The 19497-nt window shown below is 36.2% G+C and carries 19 protein-coding genes; 14 read left to right on the forward strand and 5 right to left on the reverse strand.

The window, feature by feature from the left end:
- Window positions 1-25: 25 nt before the first annotated feature.
- Entirely contained in the window at window positions 26-985 is a 960-nt protein-coding gene (locus CQ022_RS04670) for a PhoH family protein (RefSeq protein WP_105682130.1), read from the reverse strand.
- Between the two features lie 133 nt (window positions 986-1118).
- On the opposite strand from CQ022_RS04670, the gene CQ022_RS04675 reads away from it, so the two are divergent.
- The 7 genes from CQ022_RS04675 to rplI all read left to right on the forward strand — a co-directional run bounded on the left by CQ022_RS04675 (window position 1119) and on the right by rplI (window position 7031).
- Window positions 1119-1946, forward strand: a complete 828-nt coding sequence (locus CQ022_RS04675; RefSeq protein ID WP_105682129.1) for an S-adenosyl-l-methionine hydroxide adenosyltransferase family protein — start codon at window positions 1119-1121, stop codon at window positions 1944-1946.
- A 63-nt stretch (window positions 1947-2009) separates the two neighbouring features.
- Window positions 2010-3317 (forward strand): dihydrolipoamide acetyltransferase family protein, encoded by a 1308-nt coding sequence (locus CQ022_RS04680; protein WP_105682128.1) that lies wholly within the window; start codon window positions 2010-2012, stop codon window positions 3315-3317.
- A gap of 258 nt (window positions 3318-3575) precedes the next feature.
- Complete coding sequence (locus tag CQ022_RS04685; protein WP_105682127.1) at window positions 3576-4199, forward strand: hypothetical protein; 624 nt, start codon at window positions 3576-3578, stop codon at window positions 4197-4199.
- Between the two features lie 42 nt (window positions 4200-4241).
- Window positions 4242-5597, forward strand: a complete 1356-nt coding sequence (locus tag CQ022_RS04690) for a chloride channel protein (protein ID WP_105682126.1) — start codon at window positions 4242-4244, stop codon at window positions 5595-5597.
- A gap of 143 nt (window positions 5598-5740) precedes the next feature.
- Entirely contained in the window at window positions 5741-6082 is a 342-nt protein-coding gene (gene rpsF, locus CQ022_RS04695) for a 30S ribosomal protein S6 (RefSeq protein ID WP_105682125.1), read from the forward strand.
- A 32-nt stretch (window positions 6083-6114) separates the two neighbouring features.
- The gene (gene rpsR / locus CQ022_RS04700) at window positions 6115-6417 is read left to right on the forward strand and encodes a 30S ribosomal protein S18 (RefSeq protein WP_034706728.1); all 303 of its coding nucleotides are present in this window, start codon (window positions 6115-6117) and stop codon (window positions 6415-6417) included.
- 110 nt (window positions 6418-6527) lie between these two features.
- On the forward strand, window positions 6528-7031 hold the full coding sequence (rplI, locus tag CQ022_RS04705; RefSeq protein ID WP_105682124.1) for a 50S ribosomal protein L9: 504 nt from the start codon (window positions 6528-6530) through the stop codon (window positions 7029-7031).
- A 285-nt stretch (window positions 7032-7316) separates the two neighbouring features.
- Here rplI and CQ022_RS04710 read toward each other — a convergent pair whose 3' ends face one another.
- Entirely contained in the window at window positions 7317-8120 is an 804-nt protein-coding gene (locus CQ022_RS04710; protein ID WP_105682123.1) for a helix-turn-helix domain-containing protein, read from the reverse strand.
- A gap of 214 nt (window positions 8121-8334) precedes the next feature.
- On the opposite strand from CQ022_RS04710, the gene CQ022_RS04715 reads away from it, so the two are divergent.
- From CQ022_RS04715 to CQ022_RS04730, 4 genes are all read left to right on the forward strand, one after another.
- Window positions 8335-9591, forward strand: a complete 1257-nt coding sequence (locus CQ022_RS04715; RefSeq protein WP_105682122.1) for a TolC family protein — start codon at window positions 8335-8337, stop codon at window positions 9589-9591.
- Window positions 9592-9596: 5 nt separating this feature from the next.
- Window positions 9597-10643 (forward strand): HlyD family secretion protein, encoded by a 1047-nt coding sequence (locus CQ022_RS04720; protein ID WP_105682121.1) that lies wholly within the window; start codon window positions 9597-9599, stop codon window positions 10641-10643.
- A 285-nt stretch (window positions 10644-10928) separates the two neighbouring features.
- The gene (locus tag CQ022_RS04725) at window positions 10929-12491 is read left to right on the forward strand and encodes a hypothetical protein (RefSeq protein ID WP_105682120.1); all 1563 of its coding nucleotides are present in this window, start codon (window positions 10929-10931) and stop codon (window positions 12489-12491) included.
- 236 nt (window positions 12492-12727) lie between these two features.
- A complete protein-coding gene (locus CQ022_RS04730; RefSeq protein ID WP_105682119.1) occupies window positions 12728-14089 on the forward strand; it encodes an aldehyde dehydrogenase in 1362 nt (453 codons plus the stop codon).
- A gap of 313 nt (window positions 14090-14402) precedes the next feature.
- On the opposite strand, the gene CQ022_RS04735 is transcribed toward CQ022_RS04730, so the two are convergent.
- Window positions 14403-14969, reverse strand: a complete 567-nt coding sequence (locus CQ022_RS04735; RefSeq protein ID WP_105682118.1) for a thioredoxin family protein — start codon at window positions 14967-14969, stop codon at window positions 14403-14405.
- Window positions 14970-15050: 81 nt separating this feature from the next.
- On the opposite strand from CQ022_RS04735, the gene CQ022_RS04740 reads away from it, so the two are divergent.
- The 3 genes from CQ022_RS04740 to CQ022_RS04750 all read left to right on the forward strand — a co-directional run bounded on the left by CQ022_RS04740 (window position 15051) and on the right by CQ022_RS04750 (window position 17694).
- On the forward strand, window positions 15051-15935 hold the full coding sequence (locus tag CQ022_RS04740; protein ID WP_105682117.1) for a lysophospholipid acyltransferase family protein: 885 nt from the start codon (window positions 15051-15053) through the stop codon (window positions 15933-15935).
- 6 nt (window positions 15936-15941) lie between these two features.
- Entirely contained in the window at window positions 15942-16919 is a 978-nt protein-coding gene (locus CQ022_RS04745) for a glycosyltransferase family 2 protein (protein WP_105682116.1), read from the forward strand.
- A 220-nt stretch (window positions 16920-17139) separates the two neighbouring features.
- On the forward strand, window positions 17140-17694 hold the full coding sequence (locus tag CQ022_RS04750) for a 3'-5' exonuclease (protein ID WP_105682115.1): 555 nt from the start codon (window positions 17140-17142) through the stop codon (window positions 17692-17694).
- Between the two features lie 50 nt (window positions 17695-17744).
- Here CQ022_RS04750 and apaG read toward each other — a convergent pair whose 3' ends face one another.
- Together apaG and odhB are read right to left on the reverse strand one after the other, a co-directional pair.
- Entirely contained in the window at window positions 17745-18134 is a 390-nt protein-coding gene (gene apaG / locus CQ022_RS04755; protein WP_034695467.1) for a Co2+/Mg2+ efflux protein ApaG, read from the reverse strand.
- An 80-nt stretch (window positions 18135-18214) separates the two neighbouring features.
- Window positions 18215-19468: a 2-oxoglutarate dehydrogenase complex dihydrolipoyllysine-residue succinyltransferase gene (gene odhB / locus CQ022_RS04760; RefSeq protein ID WP_105682114.1), complete on the reverse strand. Its 1254-nt coding sequence runs from the start codon at window positions 19466-19468 to the stop codon at window positions 18215-18217.
- Window positions 19469-19497: the final 29 nt, after the last annotated feature.

A 19497-nucleotide genomic window follows, 5' to 3' on the forward strand; every position in this document is an offset into this window, starting at 1 on the left:
AATAGAAACTTTCACTTATTTTCAACTAGTCGTTCCTCAATCTTTTATCTTCATCATTATAAGCAAGAATAATTTTTCTTACCACCGGGTGTCTTACTACATCCTCTTCTGTAAGATGCACAAACCCGATCTCCTTCACTCCATGTAAAATCCTCATTGCTTCTTTCAGCCCGGATTGTTGTTTTGGCGGTAAATCAACCTGGCTCGGATCTCCTGTGATAATAAATTTAGCATTCATCCCCATTCTGGTAAGAAACATTTTCATTTGCGCATGGGTTGTATTTTGTGCTTCATCAAGAATCACAAAAGCATCATCAAGCGTACGTCCTCTCATGAAAGCCAATGGTGCTACCTCAATTACTTTTTTCTCCATGAAACCTTCCAGTTTTTCATGCGGAATCATATCACGAAGTGCATCGTATAAAGGCTGTAAATATGGATCCAGCTTTTCTTTAAGGTCACCCGGCAGGAATCCCAAACTCTCCCCTGCTTCTACAGCTGGTCTTGTCAGGATAATTCTTTTTACTTCCTTATCCCTCAAAGCTCTTGCAGCCAATGCTACACTGGTATATGTTTTTCCGGTTCCGGCAGGGCCAATAGCAAAAACCATGTCCTTTTTCTCTGTTTCCTTTACCAGCTTTTTAAGATTGGTCGTCTTGGCCTTAATTACCTTTCCATTGACACCTTTTACAATAATATCCTGGTCAAATACCAGTTGTTTCTCATTTTCGTCTTTAATATTCAATATATTTTCAACGTCTTTCAGTCCTATTGAATTGTTTTTAGAGATAAAACTGACAATATCATCCAGTTTTTGTTTCAGTATGTCTAAAGCTTCCTGATTCCCCATGGCAAAGACGAAATGATCTCTTCCTGTAATTTTAATGGTGGGAAAGCTTGATTTTATTAAGTTGAAATATTGGTTATTAACTCCATAGAAGATTTTCGCATCGATATCTTCCAAATCATATGTTAATTCAAACATGCAGTATTTTTATTTTTAGATTTTAAAATTAAAGCTTTTTTTCAAATTTATATCAAATTCTTTTCAACAATCTTTCGGGCTTTCTTTTTATTTTAAATAACTTTGCAATACTACACTATTCTATAAATTGCTCATGTCAATTATTACCCTTACTTCGGATTTCGGAAATTTAGATTACAGAGTTGCCGCTGTGAAAGGCAAAATTCTGTCTCTAAACCCTGAGGTTAATATTATTGATATAACCCACGACATCCAGGCATTCAACCTTATACAGACTTCGTATATTGTAAGAAATGCCTATAAATATTTTCCTAAAGGAAGCATTCACATTCTTTCTGTAGACAGTTTTTATAACAAATCCAGAAAGAATATCATTTATAAAGCTGACGGATCCTACTTCCTTGCTGCAGACAACGGCCTTTTAAGCCTGATATTTTTTGATATTAAGCCTGAGGCAATCTATGAGCTTACATTGAACAACCGTTTTGATGATATCATCGACTTTACTTCTACAGACATTTTTGTTCCTGCTGCAGTGCATCTTGCCAACGGCGGACTTCCTGAGGTGATAGGACGAAAAATACAATCAGCAAAACAATTGATGTTCCCAAGAGCGGTTTATAACGAATCAGAAGGAATGATCATTGGAGAAGTCACTTATATTGATAATTTCGGAAATATAATATCAAATATCAACAAAGATTTTTTTGAAAATATCAGTAAAGGCTATACCGGTTTTACCATAAAATTCAGAAATCTAAGCCTTTCACGAGTATTTTCAAGCCATACAGAAGTGGTTTCAGACTGGGAAAGGGAGACAGAATTCCATGGGCAGTCTGCGGCAATCTTCAATGATAGTCAGTTATTAGAGCTTACCATCTATAAAGGAAGCAAGAAAAACGGTGCTAAAAGCCTGTTTGGATTGAATGTAGGTGAAAATATTTATATCGAATTCAGCTAAGATTATATATTTCTTAAAAAAACCGATTTTTTTTATATATTTGTCAAAATCTAAAAATCAAAAATGGCAGAATACAAATTATTGCTTCCTTCCATGGGAGAAGGTGTTATGGAAGCGACAATTATCACTTGGTTATTCAATGAAGGTGATAACGTAAAGGAGGATGACTCCGTAGTAGAAATTGCAACAGATAAAGTAGATTCAGACGTACCGACACCAGTTTCGGGGAAAATTGTAAAAATTTTAAAGCAAAAAGATGAAGTTGCAAAAGTAGGTGAAGCCATTGCTATTTTAGAAATTGAAGGAGAAGGCACAGCTTCAGAAGAAGTAAAAACTGAAACTCCGGCGGCTACTCCGGATGCTGACACTTTAAAAGCGATTGAAGAGCCTTTACAAACAGTGGCTGCTTCAAACGTAGAATTCTCAGGAGATCTTTATTTATCTCCACTTGTAAAATCTATCGCACAACAGGAAAAAATTTCTGAAACTGAACTAAAATCTATCAAAGGAAGCGGTTTAGAAGGAAGAATTACCAAAGAAGATATATTAGCTTATGTTGCTAACAGAGGAAGTCAGCCGGCTCAGCAGGCGGCACCTGTACAAGCAGCTTCTACTCCAAAACCAGCAGTATCTGCACCAGCAGCTACAATTCCGGTAAGTGCAGGTGATGAGATCATTCCAATGGACAGAATGAGAAAGATCATCGCTGAAAACATGGTAAAAGCAAAACAAATTGCTCCACACGTTACTTCTTTCATTGAAACAGACGTTACCAATGTTGTAAAATGGAGAAATAAAAACAAAGCAGTATTCGAAAAACGTGAAGGTGAAAAACTGACTTTCATGCCGATTTTCGTAAAAGCTGTTGTGAAAGCAATCCAGGATTTCCCAATGATCAATGTTTCTGTAAATGGTGAAAACATCATCAAAAAGAAAAACATCAACATCGGTATGGCTACTGCCCTTCCGGATGGAAACCTTATTGTTCCTGTAATTAAAAATGCTGATCAGTTATCACTTTCTGGTCTTGCAAAAGCCATCAACGATTTAGCTTACAGAGCAAGAAACAAAAAATTAAGACCTGAAGATACTCAGGGAGCGACCTATACAATTTCTAACGTTGGAAGTTTTGGAAACCTTATGGGTACCCCAATCATTCCTCAGCCTCAGGTAGCTATTTTAGCGATCGGAGCTATCGTTAAGAAGCCTGCAGTTCTTGAAACAGCGGATGGTGATGTAATCGCCATCAGAAACTTAATGTTCATGTCTCACTCTTATGACCACAGAGTGGTAGATGGTTCTCTGGGTGGAATGATGCTGAAGCATGTTCACGACTACCTTGAAAACTGGGATCTGAACACAGAAATATAAGTAATGAGCAATCAGCAATAAGTAATTTTGCCGATTTTACATACTAAACCTCCGATTTTCGGAGGTTTTTTATTTTTTATTCTTTAAATTTTACAAAATTTCAAAAGCACAAACATCACATGAAATAAATTTAAATTACACAATAAAAACACAAATTAATTATCAAATCTTTAATTAAATAAACCCAATACTTTATTATCAAAACTTTTTTGGAAGTTCTATTTATTAGCATTATTTTTAAACAAATAATACACAATAATGGATCCTGACTACAGAAAATACGATATCACAAGATTTTTTGATTTCACAGAGGAAGATGAAAAATTAATTACCAGCGTATATGATCGGCTTTCTGAGTCATATTCTGTTTCAGTGGTGGATAGTAAAGATTCTCCCTATGAAACATTCAGTTCTCATGATATGTATCCGTTATTTATCCCACAAATTTGTTATTTAGTACAAGGACAGGATCAAAACAGTTCTTTCTATCTTTTTATCGTCAGTAAGGTGGGAATAAATTCCAAAGGCGGACATTTAGCCCGTAAATATGATACCCTACAACTTTGGGGACTCAAAAATCTGGAGGATGATTTTGGATATATCTCTATCAATAAAAAGAAACTAATGGATAAAGTTGCGGGAATCTTCAGCAGTTTTACTATCAATTTTACAGATCGTGAGTTTAATGATTTTTATGTAGTGGGAAATGATAAATTTAAAATCATGAATTTTTTAACTCCAAAGAGAAAAGAAACAATAAAAATTTTTCCGAATGAAGATTTTAAACTTGAAGTCAGAAATGCTATTTTGAGTTTCGGAATCCCGGAATCCCTTACCGTTGAAAACACTGAAATGATCTCAAAGTTTTTAGAAAAAATATAAAATCTGCAAAAAACACGTATTTTTACCTCTCTAAATTAACAAATGCTGAAAATTTTCATCCTTATAAAGAAATCCCTTAAAAATTCCTTCGACAATATCAGGAATGAGCAGCTGAAGCACAATCTCCTTCAGGCTATTCCTTTTTGGATAGGATCTGTGATTACAGGTTTTTTTGCCGTTATGTATGCACAGGTATTTGCCTGGGGTGAACATTTGATGAATTTTATTTTTGACTGGCATGCATGGATGATTTTCATTATTGCTCCTGTCGGATTTGTACTCTCCTGGTGGCTGGTGAAAGAATTTGCACCCAATGCTAAAGGAAGTGGTATTCCACAGGTGATGGCCGCTGTAGAACTTGCTAATCCGAAAGAACACCGTAAAATCAGAAATCTTTTAAGCATTAAAATCATTTTTTTTAAAATCCTTTCTTCTGTCATTCTGGTCATCGGTGGAGGCGCTGTGGGGCGTGAAGGACCTACCATTCAGATTGCAGGCTCTGTTTTCAGAAAAGTCAATGAATATCTTCCGGAATGGTGGCCGAAAATTTCCAAGAAAAATATGATTATGACAGGAGCAGCAGCCGGGCTTGCAGCTGCGTTCAATACTCCGCTTGGTGGAATTGTTTTCGCTGTGGAAGAACTGTCAAAAACCCATATCAATTATTTTAAAACAGCTTTATTTACGGCTGTAATTATTGCCGGCCTTACCGCACAAACCTTGGCGGGATCTTATTTATATCTGGGATATCCTAAAACCAATGATGTTTCTTTAATGGTTATGCTTCCCATTATACTTGTGGCAGCCACTGCTGGCATCCTTGCCAGTCAGCTCTCCGTGGTTATGCTTAAACTCAATAGCTGGAAAAAGAAAAAACTGAAAACCGATAAATCGAATGTGATATTCCTGATTATTTGCGCATTGATTATTGCTTCAATCGCTTATTTCATCAACAGGGAAATTTTGGGTTCGGGAAAAGAAATCATGGAACGGGTTCTTTTTACCAAAGACAAGCATGAAGACTGGTACGTCCCTATCTTAAGAATGCTTGGCCCTGCCCTTTCATTCACTTCAGGAGGTGCTGGCGGAATTTTCGCTCCGGCTCTTTCTGCGGGTGCCAGTATAGGTTCTGTTATTTCGGGAGCAATTCATTTAACTCCTAACGAAACGAATGTTGTCGTTCTGGCCGGAATGGTGGCCTTTCTTACCGGAATTACCAGAGCCCCTTTTACTTCAGCAATTATTGTTCTGGAAATGACGGACAGGCATTCATTAATTTTCCATCTGATGCTTGCAGGAATGGTATCTTCTATTGCTTCTATTCTGGTGAGCAGACATTCTCTGTATGATGTATTGAAGGTGAATTTTTTAACAGAATTAAGAGGAAAAGATTCATAATAAGACCATCTGTCTTAAAAAGCATCCGTATCAATTGTGGAATGAGAATATATTTTCGCTCAATTTTCGCCAGTACTCTTGCATATAAGAAATATATTTTCTACTTTTGCACCTCGAAATAATTAACAAATTCATTTAACATTATGAACAATTACGAAACTGTTTTCATTTTAACTCCCGTTCTATCTGAGTCGCAGGTAGAGGAAGCAGTGAACAAGTATGTAGATCTTATCAAAGAAAAGAACTGCGAAATCGTTGCTAAAGAAAACTGGGGATTAAAAAAATTAGCTTACCCAATCCAATTGAAAAAGAATGGGTTCTATACTTTAATCGAATTTAAAGGAGAAGGTACTGTAGTAGCTGACTTAGAATTAGCATTCAAACGTGACGAGAGAGTAATCCGTTACCTTACTACAAAACTTGACAAGCATGCTATTGAGTACGCTGTAACAAGAAGAGCTAAAGTAAAAGCAGCTAAAGCTTAATTATTAACCCTATTTTTTAAAAAAGACAAGACATGGCAATAGATGAAATGGCTAAACAAGCCTCTGCAGGAGGAGAATCAGAAGTAAAATTCCTTACTCCACTTGATATCAATACAAAATCTGAAAAGAAATATTGTAGATTCAAAAAATACGGAATTAAGCACGTTGACTACAAAGATGCTGATTTCTTATTACAATTTGTAAACGAGCAAGGTAAAATCTTACCAAGAAGATACACTGGAACTTCTTTAAAATACCAAAGAAAAGTTTCTGCTGCTATCAAAAGAGCAAGACACCTTTCTTTACTACCTTACGTAGCTGACTTATTGAAATAAGACAAAAAATAAATAAAAGAAGAGAGCAATCTCTTCTTTTGTTGCTGAATAAATAATTAATTCTAACTTGATTTTAGAACATTCTAAAATCTTAAAAAAGGACAACAACAATGGATATCATCCTAAAACAAGACGTAGAAAACTTAGGACTTGAGTTTGATACAGTAAGCGTAAAGCCAGGTTATGCTAGAAACTTCTTAATTCCTCAAGGAATTGCTCTTTTAGCTACACCTAAAAACAAAGCTGCTCTAGAGGCTACTTTAGAAGCTAGAAAAGAAGAAGAAGCTAAATTAATCGCTGCTGCTAACGCTGTAGTTGAGCAATTGAAGAAAACTTCTATCACTATTCCTGCAAAAGTAGGTTCTGGTGACAAATTATTCGGATCTATCAACAATGCAGATCTTTCTGCTGCTCTTGAGAAAGCTGGAGTTTCTGTAGAGAAGAAATATATCAAAATCCCAGGGAACACTATTAAGAGAACTGGTAAAGTAACTGCAAACATCAGACTACACAGAAACGTTGAGTACAATTTCGAATTCGATATCGTATCTGACGCTCCAGTTGTAGCTGCACCAGCTGCTAAAAAAGAAGAAGTTAAATCTGAAGAAGCTTAATCTAAGCAACTGAGATTTTCTCACAATACAAAACCACTTCAATTTATTGAGGTGGTTTTTTTATTGAACTACCCCGTCTTTTTGCTAAGCAAAAATCCACCCCTTCAGGGAAGGGGAATGTAGGTAATCTTAACTGATATTACTCGTTAAATTAGCTTTTTCACAACCTTACATGTAAGAGAACAGCCGAGAAAACTTACCCTACATTATAAAACCCGTTACCTCGTAACAAGCACCCTTTAACCCAACTCTCAACACCCTCAAAGTCTAAAATACTCCTACTCACTACTTATCTCCTCTCAGTTTATGCTGATATTCCGTAGGGGCAATACCGATTACTTTTTTGAAAATATTGCTGAAAGACGACAGGCTGTTGTAGCCTACCATCATGGCGATTTCGTACATATTATATTTTCCTTCCAGCATCAGTTCAAGAGAGCGGGTAATTCTCAAAGCTCTCAGAAACCGAATGTAATTCATGCCCAGAATTTCTTTAAATTTCCTTGAAAGGGTTCTTGTACTCATTCCGAATTCTTTGGCCGTAGATTCGATGGTAAGAGGCTTTTCAAGGTTAGCATGAATGTATCGTGCAATCTTTAATAATGTTTCATCTTTAGGAAAAGGATGCTGTATGGGAAACGCCAGATGTTTATGTTTTTTTTCTTGTAAAACGCCTTTAAGTGCTTTGAGGAAAAAATATTTAGACGTATCATTTTTTGTGATTTTCCCATCCCATTCTTTAGTGTACAAAATCATCTCCCGAAGCAAATTATTCACAGAATAAATGTTGACTTCATCAAAAAAGACACTTTCATTTTCTTCTTTCCTGAAATAAAAATTATACAAATCAACCTTTGGACTGGTAGAAAAAATATAATGAGGTGTTCCTGCGGGAATCCACATAAAGCATCTTGCAGGCAGATACCAGTGCTTCTGATCTGTAAAGACATGTACAATACCACCTTCTGCGTATACTAATTGTGCAGAACTGTGATAATGAATCTCCGTAGTTACATTTCCGGTAAGGACATGATAAACGTAAAATTCAGTATCATCTTCTTCTACTTCTTTAAAATGGCTGTTGTTCATCCCATAAAGGTAAGAAGAATTTTCAAAATGGCGTAAATGAGCAAATCTTTTTCTGTTTTCACAAATAGAGTCTGTTCCTACTCATCGTAACTTTGCTGCATCAAAATCATTTTAGCAAAAATCCTTTAATTAATTTATGAATATCATATTTAACGCATGCCGATATCTGTGCATTGCGTTGTGCTTATTATTGAGCAACTTTTCACATTCACAGATGATAGACTACCAACATCTTGGCTTACAGCAAGCTGTAGAGATTGGTCTGAAAAACAACAAAAGCATACAGATAAGTCATCTAAAACAGGAAATGTCAGCTACCAAAGAGAAAGATCTCAAAATGGAAAAACTTCCGGACATTGAGTTTCATACAAGCTACACCCAGGTAACCAACTTGTTTCAACATCAGAACGGGGTATTTAATAAAGCTACAAAGTATGATGCCATCAATGGAATGTATGATTTTACATTATCCGCTTCCATTCCGGTATACATGGGTGGCAAAATAAAAAATACAGAGAAAAAAGCAGCTATTGATACTGAAATTTCAGCTTTAAAAACTCATCTGGATGAGAGACAACTTAAAATGGAAATCATTACCGCTTTTCTGCAGATCCATCATTTAAAAGAGCAACAAAGTCTCATCAATGATAAGATGAAAGAGGACTCTGTCAATATCAAACAGGTAAAAGCTCTGAAAGCGAATGGTGTTGTAACGGTAAATGAAGTGTTAAGAACTTCACTGCAGCTTTCTAATCACAAAATGAGCTGGACGGAACTGGATAACGATATTCAGATTGCAGAACACAAACTGAAAACAATTCTTTCCCTTCCGGAAAATCAGGAAATGCATGTGAATACGGAGGATCTTATCTCGGATAATGCAGCAATCCCTTATGTAGATGAACTTACAGAAACAGCTTTAAACAAGAATGAATCTGTAGAAATCACGCATAAAAATCTCTCATTGAAGGAACTGGATCAAAAAATTATTAAAGCCAATTATTTGCCCAAAATTACAGCGGGTGGAGAATATTTCTTAAAGTATCCGAATATGATGTTTTTTCCACCTGAGCCGTATGCTTACCGATTGGGAATGGTTGGAGTAAACCTTACCTATCCTATTGAAAATCTGTATAAAAATAAATACAAAATGCAGGAAGGAAAGGAAAATATTGATCTGGCAAAGCTTCAGATAGAGGAAAATGAAGAAAAGATCAGACACAATGTATATGAAGCTTACAAAAAGTTTGAGGAAACAGACCAGAAGGTTACCATTGCTGAAGAAGCCATTAACCAGGCTAAAGAAAACTACCGTATTGTAAGAACAAAATATGCCAATAAGCTGAGCCTTATCACCGAATTGATTGATGCAGACAATACCTATCTGGAAGCTGAATCTAATCTTATTTCCGTAAAAATTAACAGACAACTTAAATATTATCAACTCCAATATACGATTGGAAACTTATAAAAACTATGGCACAGAAACAATTGACACAAAAGGAAAAAAGAATCAACAAGTCTATTACTTTACTGGCCTGGATCCTGATTATAAGCGGAATCACAGGAATGGTAAGTTTCTATCTTTTTTCGAGAAAAAATGTGACTACGAATGATGCACAGATTGAACAATATATCACGCCTGTATCCAGTAAGGTTTCAGGATTTATCAAAACAATACGATTCAATGAAAATCAGTTTGTCCATAAAGGAGATACATTAATTGTCATAGACAACAGAGAGTTTGTAAATCAGGTACACATGGCAGAAGCCAACCTTCATGCCAATACGGCAACAATCAGCACTATCGAAAGTGGTGTCAGCACTAAAGAAAGTGATACCAAAATCATTGATGCTAAAATTGCTTCCGCAAAAATTGACATCTGGAAAACGGAACAGGATTATAAAAGATACAAAAACCTTTTAACAGAAGATGCAGCAACAGAACAGGAGTTTGAGAATGTGAAAGCTTCTTATGAACAATCAAAGGCTAATCTTTTAGCATTGGAGCAGCAAAAAATTGCAGTAAGAGCCGGAGCAAATGAACAACAGACTAAAGTTGCCCCTGTGAAGAGCCAAATCCAGCAGAGCTCTGCAAGCCTTAATAATGCTCAACTTTATCTTTCTTATACGGTAATCACCGCTCCTTATGATGGATGGGTAGGAAAAAAGACCATTCAGGAAGGACAACTGATCAAAGAAGGCCAGGCTCTGGTACAGATGGTCAGCAAAGAAAAATGGATTATTGCCAATTACAAAGAAACGCAACTTGGACAGATAGATCAGAGCCAGGAAGTAATTATTACTGCAGATGCCTATCCCAATGTTGAGTTTAAAGGAAAAATACTTTCCGTTTCTCCTGCATCAGGATCACAGTTTTCATTAGTAAAACCGGATAATGCAACCGGAAACTTTGTAAAAATTGAACAGAGATTTCCAGTAAAAATCATTCTTGATCAAAATAAAGACAACGAAAAACTACTTTCCGGAATGAATGTTCTGGTCAGTGCGAAGAAGATATGAGTTTGAGTGTCGGAGAATATTAGAGTATTAGAGTATTAGAGTATTAGAGTACTAGAGTACTAGAGTACTAGAGTACTAGAGTACTAGAGTACAAAATTATTCAATTGAAAATTGCCTTCCAGTCAACACCTTTCAGACTTTACCATTAAATTATTTTTTTAGCGAAAAGACAAACTGCGAAATAGCGAATCTGCAAATTTTTTCTTAAGCATATTTGCCATTTTACCTTTTACTTGTTTAACACCTTTGCCTTTTGTCTTTTCGCTTTTTCACTCTCAAAAAATTATGCAGCACAATACAGTTTATCATAAATGGGTACCACAATGGCTGAAGCTGCCTCTTCTGATATTGGCATTGTTTCCCCACCTGATGTTGTTGTCGCTTTTACATTCGAACAGCGCCTTCACATCTTCTTTTATGGATGTTGATTCAGACGACATCCAGTATTTAATGATTTTGATGTATGGGACATTTGTGGTTACCCTTTTAGTTTTACAGCGGTTTATGGCCTACTTCAGTGTTAAATATTATGTATTGCTGATGGCCTCTATTTCTGTAATTATTCTTTATGTTTTATCCGTCACCCATGATTATCATGTAATATTGGTAATCCGTTTTTTGGAAGGGATTTTCGGGTTACTGGAAGGCGCTATTTTTCTTCCTCTGATTATTGCAGAATTAAAAACAAGACACGCCAAGGTTTTGGCTTATCTCTTTATGTATACCATTATGCTGACCGGAGGAACAATAACCACATCCCTTTTAAAATCCAGTATTGAAGATTACAATTTCCAGCATATGATCCTGATGATGGTGTATTTTCATGTATTTGTACTGATCATTGGTATTGCGTTATTCAACAAAAACAGATTCTTTCCTAAAAAACCTTTGTACCAATTAGATATCACCAGCTGGTTTTTACTCTGGGTATGTCTGCAGGCTGGCGGCTATGCCATCATCTATGGTAAAAGACTGATGTGGTTTGAATCTGATACCATTATCATGTGTCTGTTTATATTCCTTCTTTCAGGAGGGTTATTTATGCTTAAACAAAGAAATTCAAAAAGGCCATTATTTCATTTTGAAGTTTTCAGTTCCAAAAATGTGATTGCAGGAATGATTCTGTTTTTCATTTTTTATCTGATTCGTTCGGGATTGAATAATGTATACAGCATCATGGCTACAGTATGGAAATGGCCATGGGATTATATAGTGAACATCCAGTACTGGAATGTGGCAGGAACTCTTTTGGGGATATTATTATCAGGGATCTGCCTTGTTCGCGGAGTCTCTTCAAGGATTGTTTTCTTTACAGGATTTCTGCTACTTGCCATTGATTGTGCATGGTTTACTTATACTTTTTATCCAGACACTACCCTTTCCACGATCTGTCCACCTTTATTTCTGCAGGGTGTTGCTCAGGGATTATTGTTTACTCCGCTTGTATTCTTTTTAATTTCAGGAACTCCTGAAGAATATGTTTCCAACGCAACAGCTTTGGGAACGACAACCCGTTTCTGGACAACCGCTATCGGATATGCTTTGATGCAGAACCTGATGCTTTTTTTAACCTTAAAACATTCTGATACACTCAGTGCGAATCTTACAGATACCAATCCCGTTTTTTACACTCAGTGGAACCAACTTTTTGGCAGTACGATGTCCAGACTTTCTGTCAATGATTCTCTCTCTGTTACAACAGGAGCTTTTAAGGCTAAAATTACAGCACAATCTATCCTTCTTTCCAATATGGAAATTTTTACAGGATTGTTCTGGCTGGCGTTAATTACTGCCATCTGTTTATTACTTTATCATCCGGTAAAAATAGCGGTGAGAAATATTATGTAAAAAGAAGCTGGAGGCTGGAAGATCGAAGCACTTGAAGACAACAATACCAATTAAAGTTCACTTTGATCGTTACCAAAACGATTAATAGCTTTTCTCATAATGGCTCTTTGTATCCAAACAGCTAAGATTAACTTCTCCTTCCCATCTTCCGGCTCCATCCACTTTGGCCGGTTTATTGTTCGTATTTTTGCTCGCAATATTGCACAGGGCATTACGTTTAATACAAAAGCTTACCCATGGAAATTGAAAAAATTTTACAGAGCCAAAGGGATTTTTTTAAAACACAGCAAACCAAAAGTCTTGCTTTCCGGAAAATGTATCTCGAAAAGCTTAAAAGTCTCATTATTTCTAATGAGAATATGCTCTATGAAGCAATTAACAAAGATTTCGGGAAATCAGAATTTGATACTTTCACGACAGAATTATCCTTTATTCTGAATGATATTAATTATTATATCAAGAATTTAAAAACGCTATCAAAACCTAAAAAAGTAAGTACTAATCTTGTTAATCAGCTGGGAAACAGTAAAATTTATGCTGATCCACTGGGATGTATACTGGTAATCGGGGCCTGGAATTATCCTTATCAGTTATCCCTTTCCCCTATTATTGCGGCAATGGCGGCCGGAAACTGCTGTATTCTAAAGCCTAGCGAAATAGCTTCAAATACCATGAAAGCTATGGTTTCTATCATCAATGAAAATTTCCCCCCTGAATATCTTTATGGATACGAAGGCGGTATTGATGAAACGACCGCTCTTTTAACATTAAAATTTGACAAAATATTTTTTACAGGAAGCACAAAAGTTGGAAAGATCGTTTACAAAGCAGCAGCAGAACATCTTACCCCTGTAACCCTTGAGCTGGGAGGAAAATCTCCGGCAATCGTCACCCAACATGCGAATCTTGAAATGGCAGCCAAAAGAATTGTCTGGGGAAAATTCCTCAATGCTGGACAAACCTGTGTAGCTCCCGATTATCTTTTGGTAGAAGAAACCATTCAGGAGCAATTCCTGGAAATGCTCAGGAAATACATCAAACAATTCAAATATGAGGTGGATTCTGAGCAGTATACAAGAATTATTAATCAAAGAAATTTCCAACGCCTTATACGTCTTATAAATAAAGAAAAAATTTATTCCGGAGGACATTTCGATGAAGAAAAGCTATACATTGAGCCTACCATTCTCAACTCTATCGACTGGAATGATGAAATTATGCAGGAAGAAATTTTCGGTCCTCTTCTGCCGATTATTAACTTTCAAAATTATAATGCTGCTCTAAACGCCATTATAGAACTTGAAAAACCTTTAGCGGCTTATCTTTTTACCAATGACTCCGAAGAGAAAGAAAACTTTACACGGAAACTTTCTTTCGGAGGAGGCTGTATCAATGATACCATAATGCATTTAAGCAATGATCATCTCCCGTTTGGAGGTGTGGGAAACTCAGGAATAGGAAATTATCACGGAAAATATGGTTTTGAAGCTTTTTCACACCAGAAAGCAGTTCTTGAAAAAGCAACATGGGGTGAACCTGATATCAAATACCCTCCTTATTCGGAAAAAAAATTAAGCTGGATAAAAAAATTATTATAATTTCTCCCTGATAAGGGATTTTAATTGAAAAAAATAATATATTTATGCCCTAAAACTAAAATCAATACCCATGAAAAATTTGAAAAAATTATCACGAGAAAAATTAAGTAAGTTAAAAGGAGGAGTATCATGCGCTACATCTTGCTCGGATGGAAGTATGGTATATATCAGTTCTTGTACTTCGTGTATTGAGTATTCAGGCGCCGCAGCTTGCTATGACGCTAATGGAAAAGGCGCAATACGCATGGAGTTCTGTGCTGGTTCTTAAAATATTAAAAAACAAAACCCCGTTCTTAATGAGCGGGGTTTATTTTTAAAGAACCTTTCCTTTTTCCAAAAATTCTTTTACTTTTTCTTTGCTATAGCCTTTTCCTGATTCTAAGACTTCACTCTGCTGAACATGGATCTTTTTACCATCTTTATCTAAAATGATGAAGAAAGGATAAAATTGCTGCTCCTTAACATTGATATATTGAGCAAAAACTTTCTCATTCTTATTGTCCGGAGAATAATTCAGGTGATAATACAAATAATTTTTGTCAACAATTTCCTTCAGTTCAGGGGTCGTCTGTACAAAATTATTAAAACGAAGACACCAGATACACCAGTTACCACCAGCCTGGATCATAATATTTTTACCTTCTTTCTTAGCCTGAGCGACTAGTTTATTAATATCAGCCTGAGCATCCGCTTTTGGATCATATGGCTTTGGAAGCTTCGCCTTTTCTTCAGCTGCCTTTTTCTGAGCCTCTAATTTAGCCTTCTCTGCAGGAACTATAAGAGCTGTTTTTTGTTTTCCTTTATCAGGGGAATTCTTTACATCTTGCGAAAAAGCGAAAGTACTTAATCCCAGGAAAGCGAATATTATCAATCTTTTCATAATATAAAAGTAAAAAAAATAACACATATCCTTCTGCAAAAATAGAACCATAATTTTATTATCACTAAATTTGCGTGTTTTATGAATTTTCTAATCAAAATATTATATCTGATCTCCAAGCTTCCGCTGAAAATACTCTATGTTTTTTCGGACGTTATCTTTTTCCTAAACTATTATCTCGTAGGATATAGAAAAGAGGTCATTACCCAGAACCTGAGAAACTCATTTCCAGAGAAATCTGAAGAAGAGATTAAAGAAATAAGAAAAAAGTTCTACCTTAATTTTTCAGATTATCTGGTAGAGACTATAAAATCTTTCAGCATTTCGGAGACAGAGGCCCGGGTGAGAATGCAGCATATCAACCAGGATCTGTTTCATGACGCCAAAAAGGAAGGTAAAAATATTATCTTACTGGCAGGGCATGTGTTTAATTGGGAATGGATCAATGCATTGGCAAAGATTGTTCCCCAGGCTCACTGCCATCCCGTATACAGAAAGGTAAATAACGATTTTTGGGAAAATCAGATGAAGCAGGTCCGAAACAAATTCGGAAATGAAGCATTGGAAGCCAATGAAGTTATTCTGAATATTTTCAGATCTAAAAATAACGGAGATTCTGCTTATATGTTTGTAGCAGACCAAACTCCTCACCACGCCCATGTTACCTACGGATTAGAATTTTTGAATCAGCGAACTCCTGCTTTTATAGGATATGATAAACTGGCAACAAGAATGGATCTTGTTTTTATCTATTGTGAGATGAAAAAGGTGAAACGCGGTTATTATCAGGTTAATTATCATAGAATATATCCGGATAATGAAAAATTCACAGAAAATGAGGTCGTGAGAAAATTTCATAAATTATTGGAAAATACGCTGCACAAACATCCTGACAACTACCTTTGGTCACACAGAAAATGGAAATATCAGAACTCTATCAAAAATTTTGATTCTGAAAAAAAATAGATTGACATGCAGAAAAAACTGGCAGTTGCCATCTTAAACTGGAACGGCAGAAACTGGCTTGAGAAATTTCTTCCTGGTGTGGTTCAATTTTCTCAGAATGCCGATATCTATGTGATAGACAATCTTTCTACAGATGATTCCATTGAGTTTCTAGAAAAGAATTTCCCAACGGTAAATATTATTAAAAATGATGAAAACCATGGGTTTGCAGGCGGCTATAATGAAGGATTAAAATCCATCAAAAATGAATATTACTGTCTTCTCAACTCTGATGTAGAAGTTACAGAGAACTGGACGGCACCTGTATTGGAATTATTGGAAAACAACTCTTCCATTTCAGCCGTACAGCCTAAAGTTTTATCTTATCATAACAGAAACTATTTCGAATTTGCGGGAGCTGCCGGCGGATTGATAGACAACCTTGGATATCCGTATTGCAGAGGAAGAGTTTTTGATGATCTGGAAGAAGATAAAGGTCAGTATAATGATGAAACAGAGATTTTCTGGGCTTCAGGATGCTGTTTTTTTATCCGTTCAAAAGATTTTTGGGACCAGAATGGTTTTGATGCGAGATTTTTTGCCCATCAGGAAGAAATTGATCTGTGCTGGAGGCTTATCAACGCTGGGAAGAAGATTTATTATACCGGAAAATCAAGTGTTTATCATGTAGGTGGTGGAACACTCAATAAACAGAGTGCCCAAAAGACTTATCTAAACATCAGAAATAATCTTTCTATGATGCTTAAAAACCTTCCTTTTCCTCAACTGATCTGGCTCATCTTTTTCAGGTTATGCCTGGATGGTGTTGCCGGAATTTATTTTGGATTAAAGCATGGTTTCCCACATCTTTGGGCTGTTGTAAGAGCTCATTTTGGATTTTATGCTCAGCTTCCAGGAACTTTGAAACTTCGTCAGAAACACCAGAAGAATGACTTCTACCAATCAAAATGGTTGATTTTTAAACACTTTTTGGGTGGAAGATGATCGGTGGCAGATGATGGGTAATAGGTTGTAGGGATTAGGGATTAGGGATTAGGGATTAGGGAAAATTGCCACTTTCTATACCTATTTTGAACTAAGACGCATTAGAGTAAAATTTCATAACTTCAATTCACCTTAAACTTTAAACCCAAAACCTTGAACATCCAACTCTAAACAAGAGAACCAGTAACCAGCAACAAAAAACAACTTATAATTTAAAACAATGGATTTCTGTGCAATAGATTTTGAAACGGCCACTCACGAGAAAAGTTCAGCTTGTGAGATGGGAATTTGTATGGTACAGGATTCTAAAATTGTTGAAACAAAAACCTGGCTGATAAAACCTCCGAGTTTTCCTTATTTCAGTAAATTCAATATTGCAGTGCATGGGATTCATCCTGAAGATGTGAAAGATGCCCCTACTTTTGATGAAATATGGTATGAAGCTCAGGAAATGATGTATGGTAGCCTTATGATCGCTCATAATGCAGGTTTTGATGCTTCTGTTTTAAGAGGATGTCTGGAGCATTACGGGATGTTCACCCCCAAATTAAATTATTTGTGCAGTATTCAGCTTGCTAAGAAATCATGGAATTATCTTCCGAAATACGGACTGAAACCATTAGCTGAATATCATAAAATTAATTTCACCCACCACAGAGCGGGGGCTGATGCTGAAGTATGTGCCAAGATTTCTTTACTGGCATTTGAGAAACTCTTCCTCACCAGTAATGATGAAGTTAACGATTATATGAAAGCAAAAATTAAAAAGCTTTAATAGCGCAGACTATTGAACCCGGGTTCTTGGTCTGCAATCTATATCAATCATTAATTACTCAACACTTCAGACAGTAGATTGAATTTTGGAATATCAATCTCAAAAGTCTCCTGTGTTTCCATGTTTTTAACCAGGTATTTTCCGCTCATATTTCCTACTCCGGAACGAAGCATTACATTAGAGAAGTAAGCGAAATTTTCGCCTGTTCCTATCTCAGGGGTCAATCCGATTACCCCATCGCCTATAATTTCTGTGTATCCGAATCCGACATCGAAGATCAGCCATTTTCTTTTTAATACTTTGATAGGAAAGCTTCCGTCATTTTCTATCGTAATATTGTATTTAAAAACGTAACGGTTTTCGGATGGATAACTGTTTTTACTATCATATTCAGGTATAACTGAAACTTTGATATTGGAAGTCATTTTTGAAAACATCATTGTAGCATTTTCTTAATAAATACAAAAATCTCGCCTTTTTTGAGGCGAGATTATATATTATGTTATAATTTCATTAAAAACTATAATCCAAGGCCTTTTCTTTCGTCACCTCCCATTAGTATTTCAACAGGATTGTCGATACCTTCTTTTACCGCTACAAGGAATCCTACAGATTCTTTACCATCGATAATTCTGTGGTCATAAGACATTGCTACATACATCATTGGTCTGATTACTACCTGTCCATCAACAGCTACTGGTCTCTGGATGATGTTGTGCATTCCTAAGATTGCAGATTGTGGAGGGTTGATGATTGGAGTAGACATCATAGATCCGAAAGTACCACCATTGGTAATTGTGAAAGTACCACCAGTCATTTCATCAACAGTAATTTTACCGTCTCTTACTTTTACAGCAAGATCTTTGATGTTTGCTTCAACACCTGCAAAAGACATATTTTCAGCATTTCTCAATACCGGAACCATTAATCCTTTAGGACCTGAAACTGCAATTGAGATATCGCAGAAGTCGTAGTTTACTTTGAAGTCTCCGTCGATAGATGCGTTTACATCCGGATACATTTGTAATGCTCTTGTCACTGCTTTTGTAAAGAAAGACATGAAACCAAGTCCTACTCCGTGTTTTTGAGCAAATTCTTCTTTATATTGTTTTCTTAATCTGAAGATTTCAGACATATCCACTTCGTTGAAAGTCGTCAACATTGCCGTTTCATTTTTTACAGAAACCAGTCTTTGAGCGATTTTTCTTCTTAAAACTGAAAGTTTAGTAGTAGTGGTAGTTCTTGCACCTGTAGCTGTCATAGGGCTTCCTCCTAATGCAGGAACCGCTGCTAATTCAGCATCAGTTTTAGTGATTCTTCCGTCTCTTCCTGTTCCTGAAACCTGAGCAGCATCCATTCCTTTTTCGTCAAGGATTTTCTTAGCAGCCGGAGATGGAGCTCCTGTTGCATAAGTTTGTGGTGCCGCTACCGGAGCAGCAGCTTTCGGAGCTTCTTGTTTAGCAGGTTCAGCAGCTTTTGGAGCTTCTTCCTGTTTTGGAGCTTCAGCAGCAGGTGCAGCACCTTCTGGTCTTGCAGCATCCATATCAATTAAACAAACTACCTGACCTACTTGTACTACATCACCTTCTTCTGCTTTTAAAGTGATAATACCACTTTGTTCTGCAGGCAATTCAAGAGTTGCTTTATCTGAATCCACTTCGGCGATAGGTTGATCTTTTTCTACATAATCACCATCTTTTACAAGCCAAGTTGCAATTTCAACTTCTGTAATTGATTCGCCCGGTGAAGGAACTTTCATTTCTAAAACTGACATATCGAGTATTTTTTATTTTTTAATTGAAT

The organism is Chryseobacterium culicis (assembly GCF_002979755.1).
Lineage (GTDB): Bacteria > Bacteroidota > Bacteroidia > Flavobacteriales > Weeksellaceae > Chryseobacterium > Chryseobacterium culicis_A.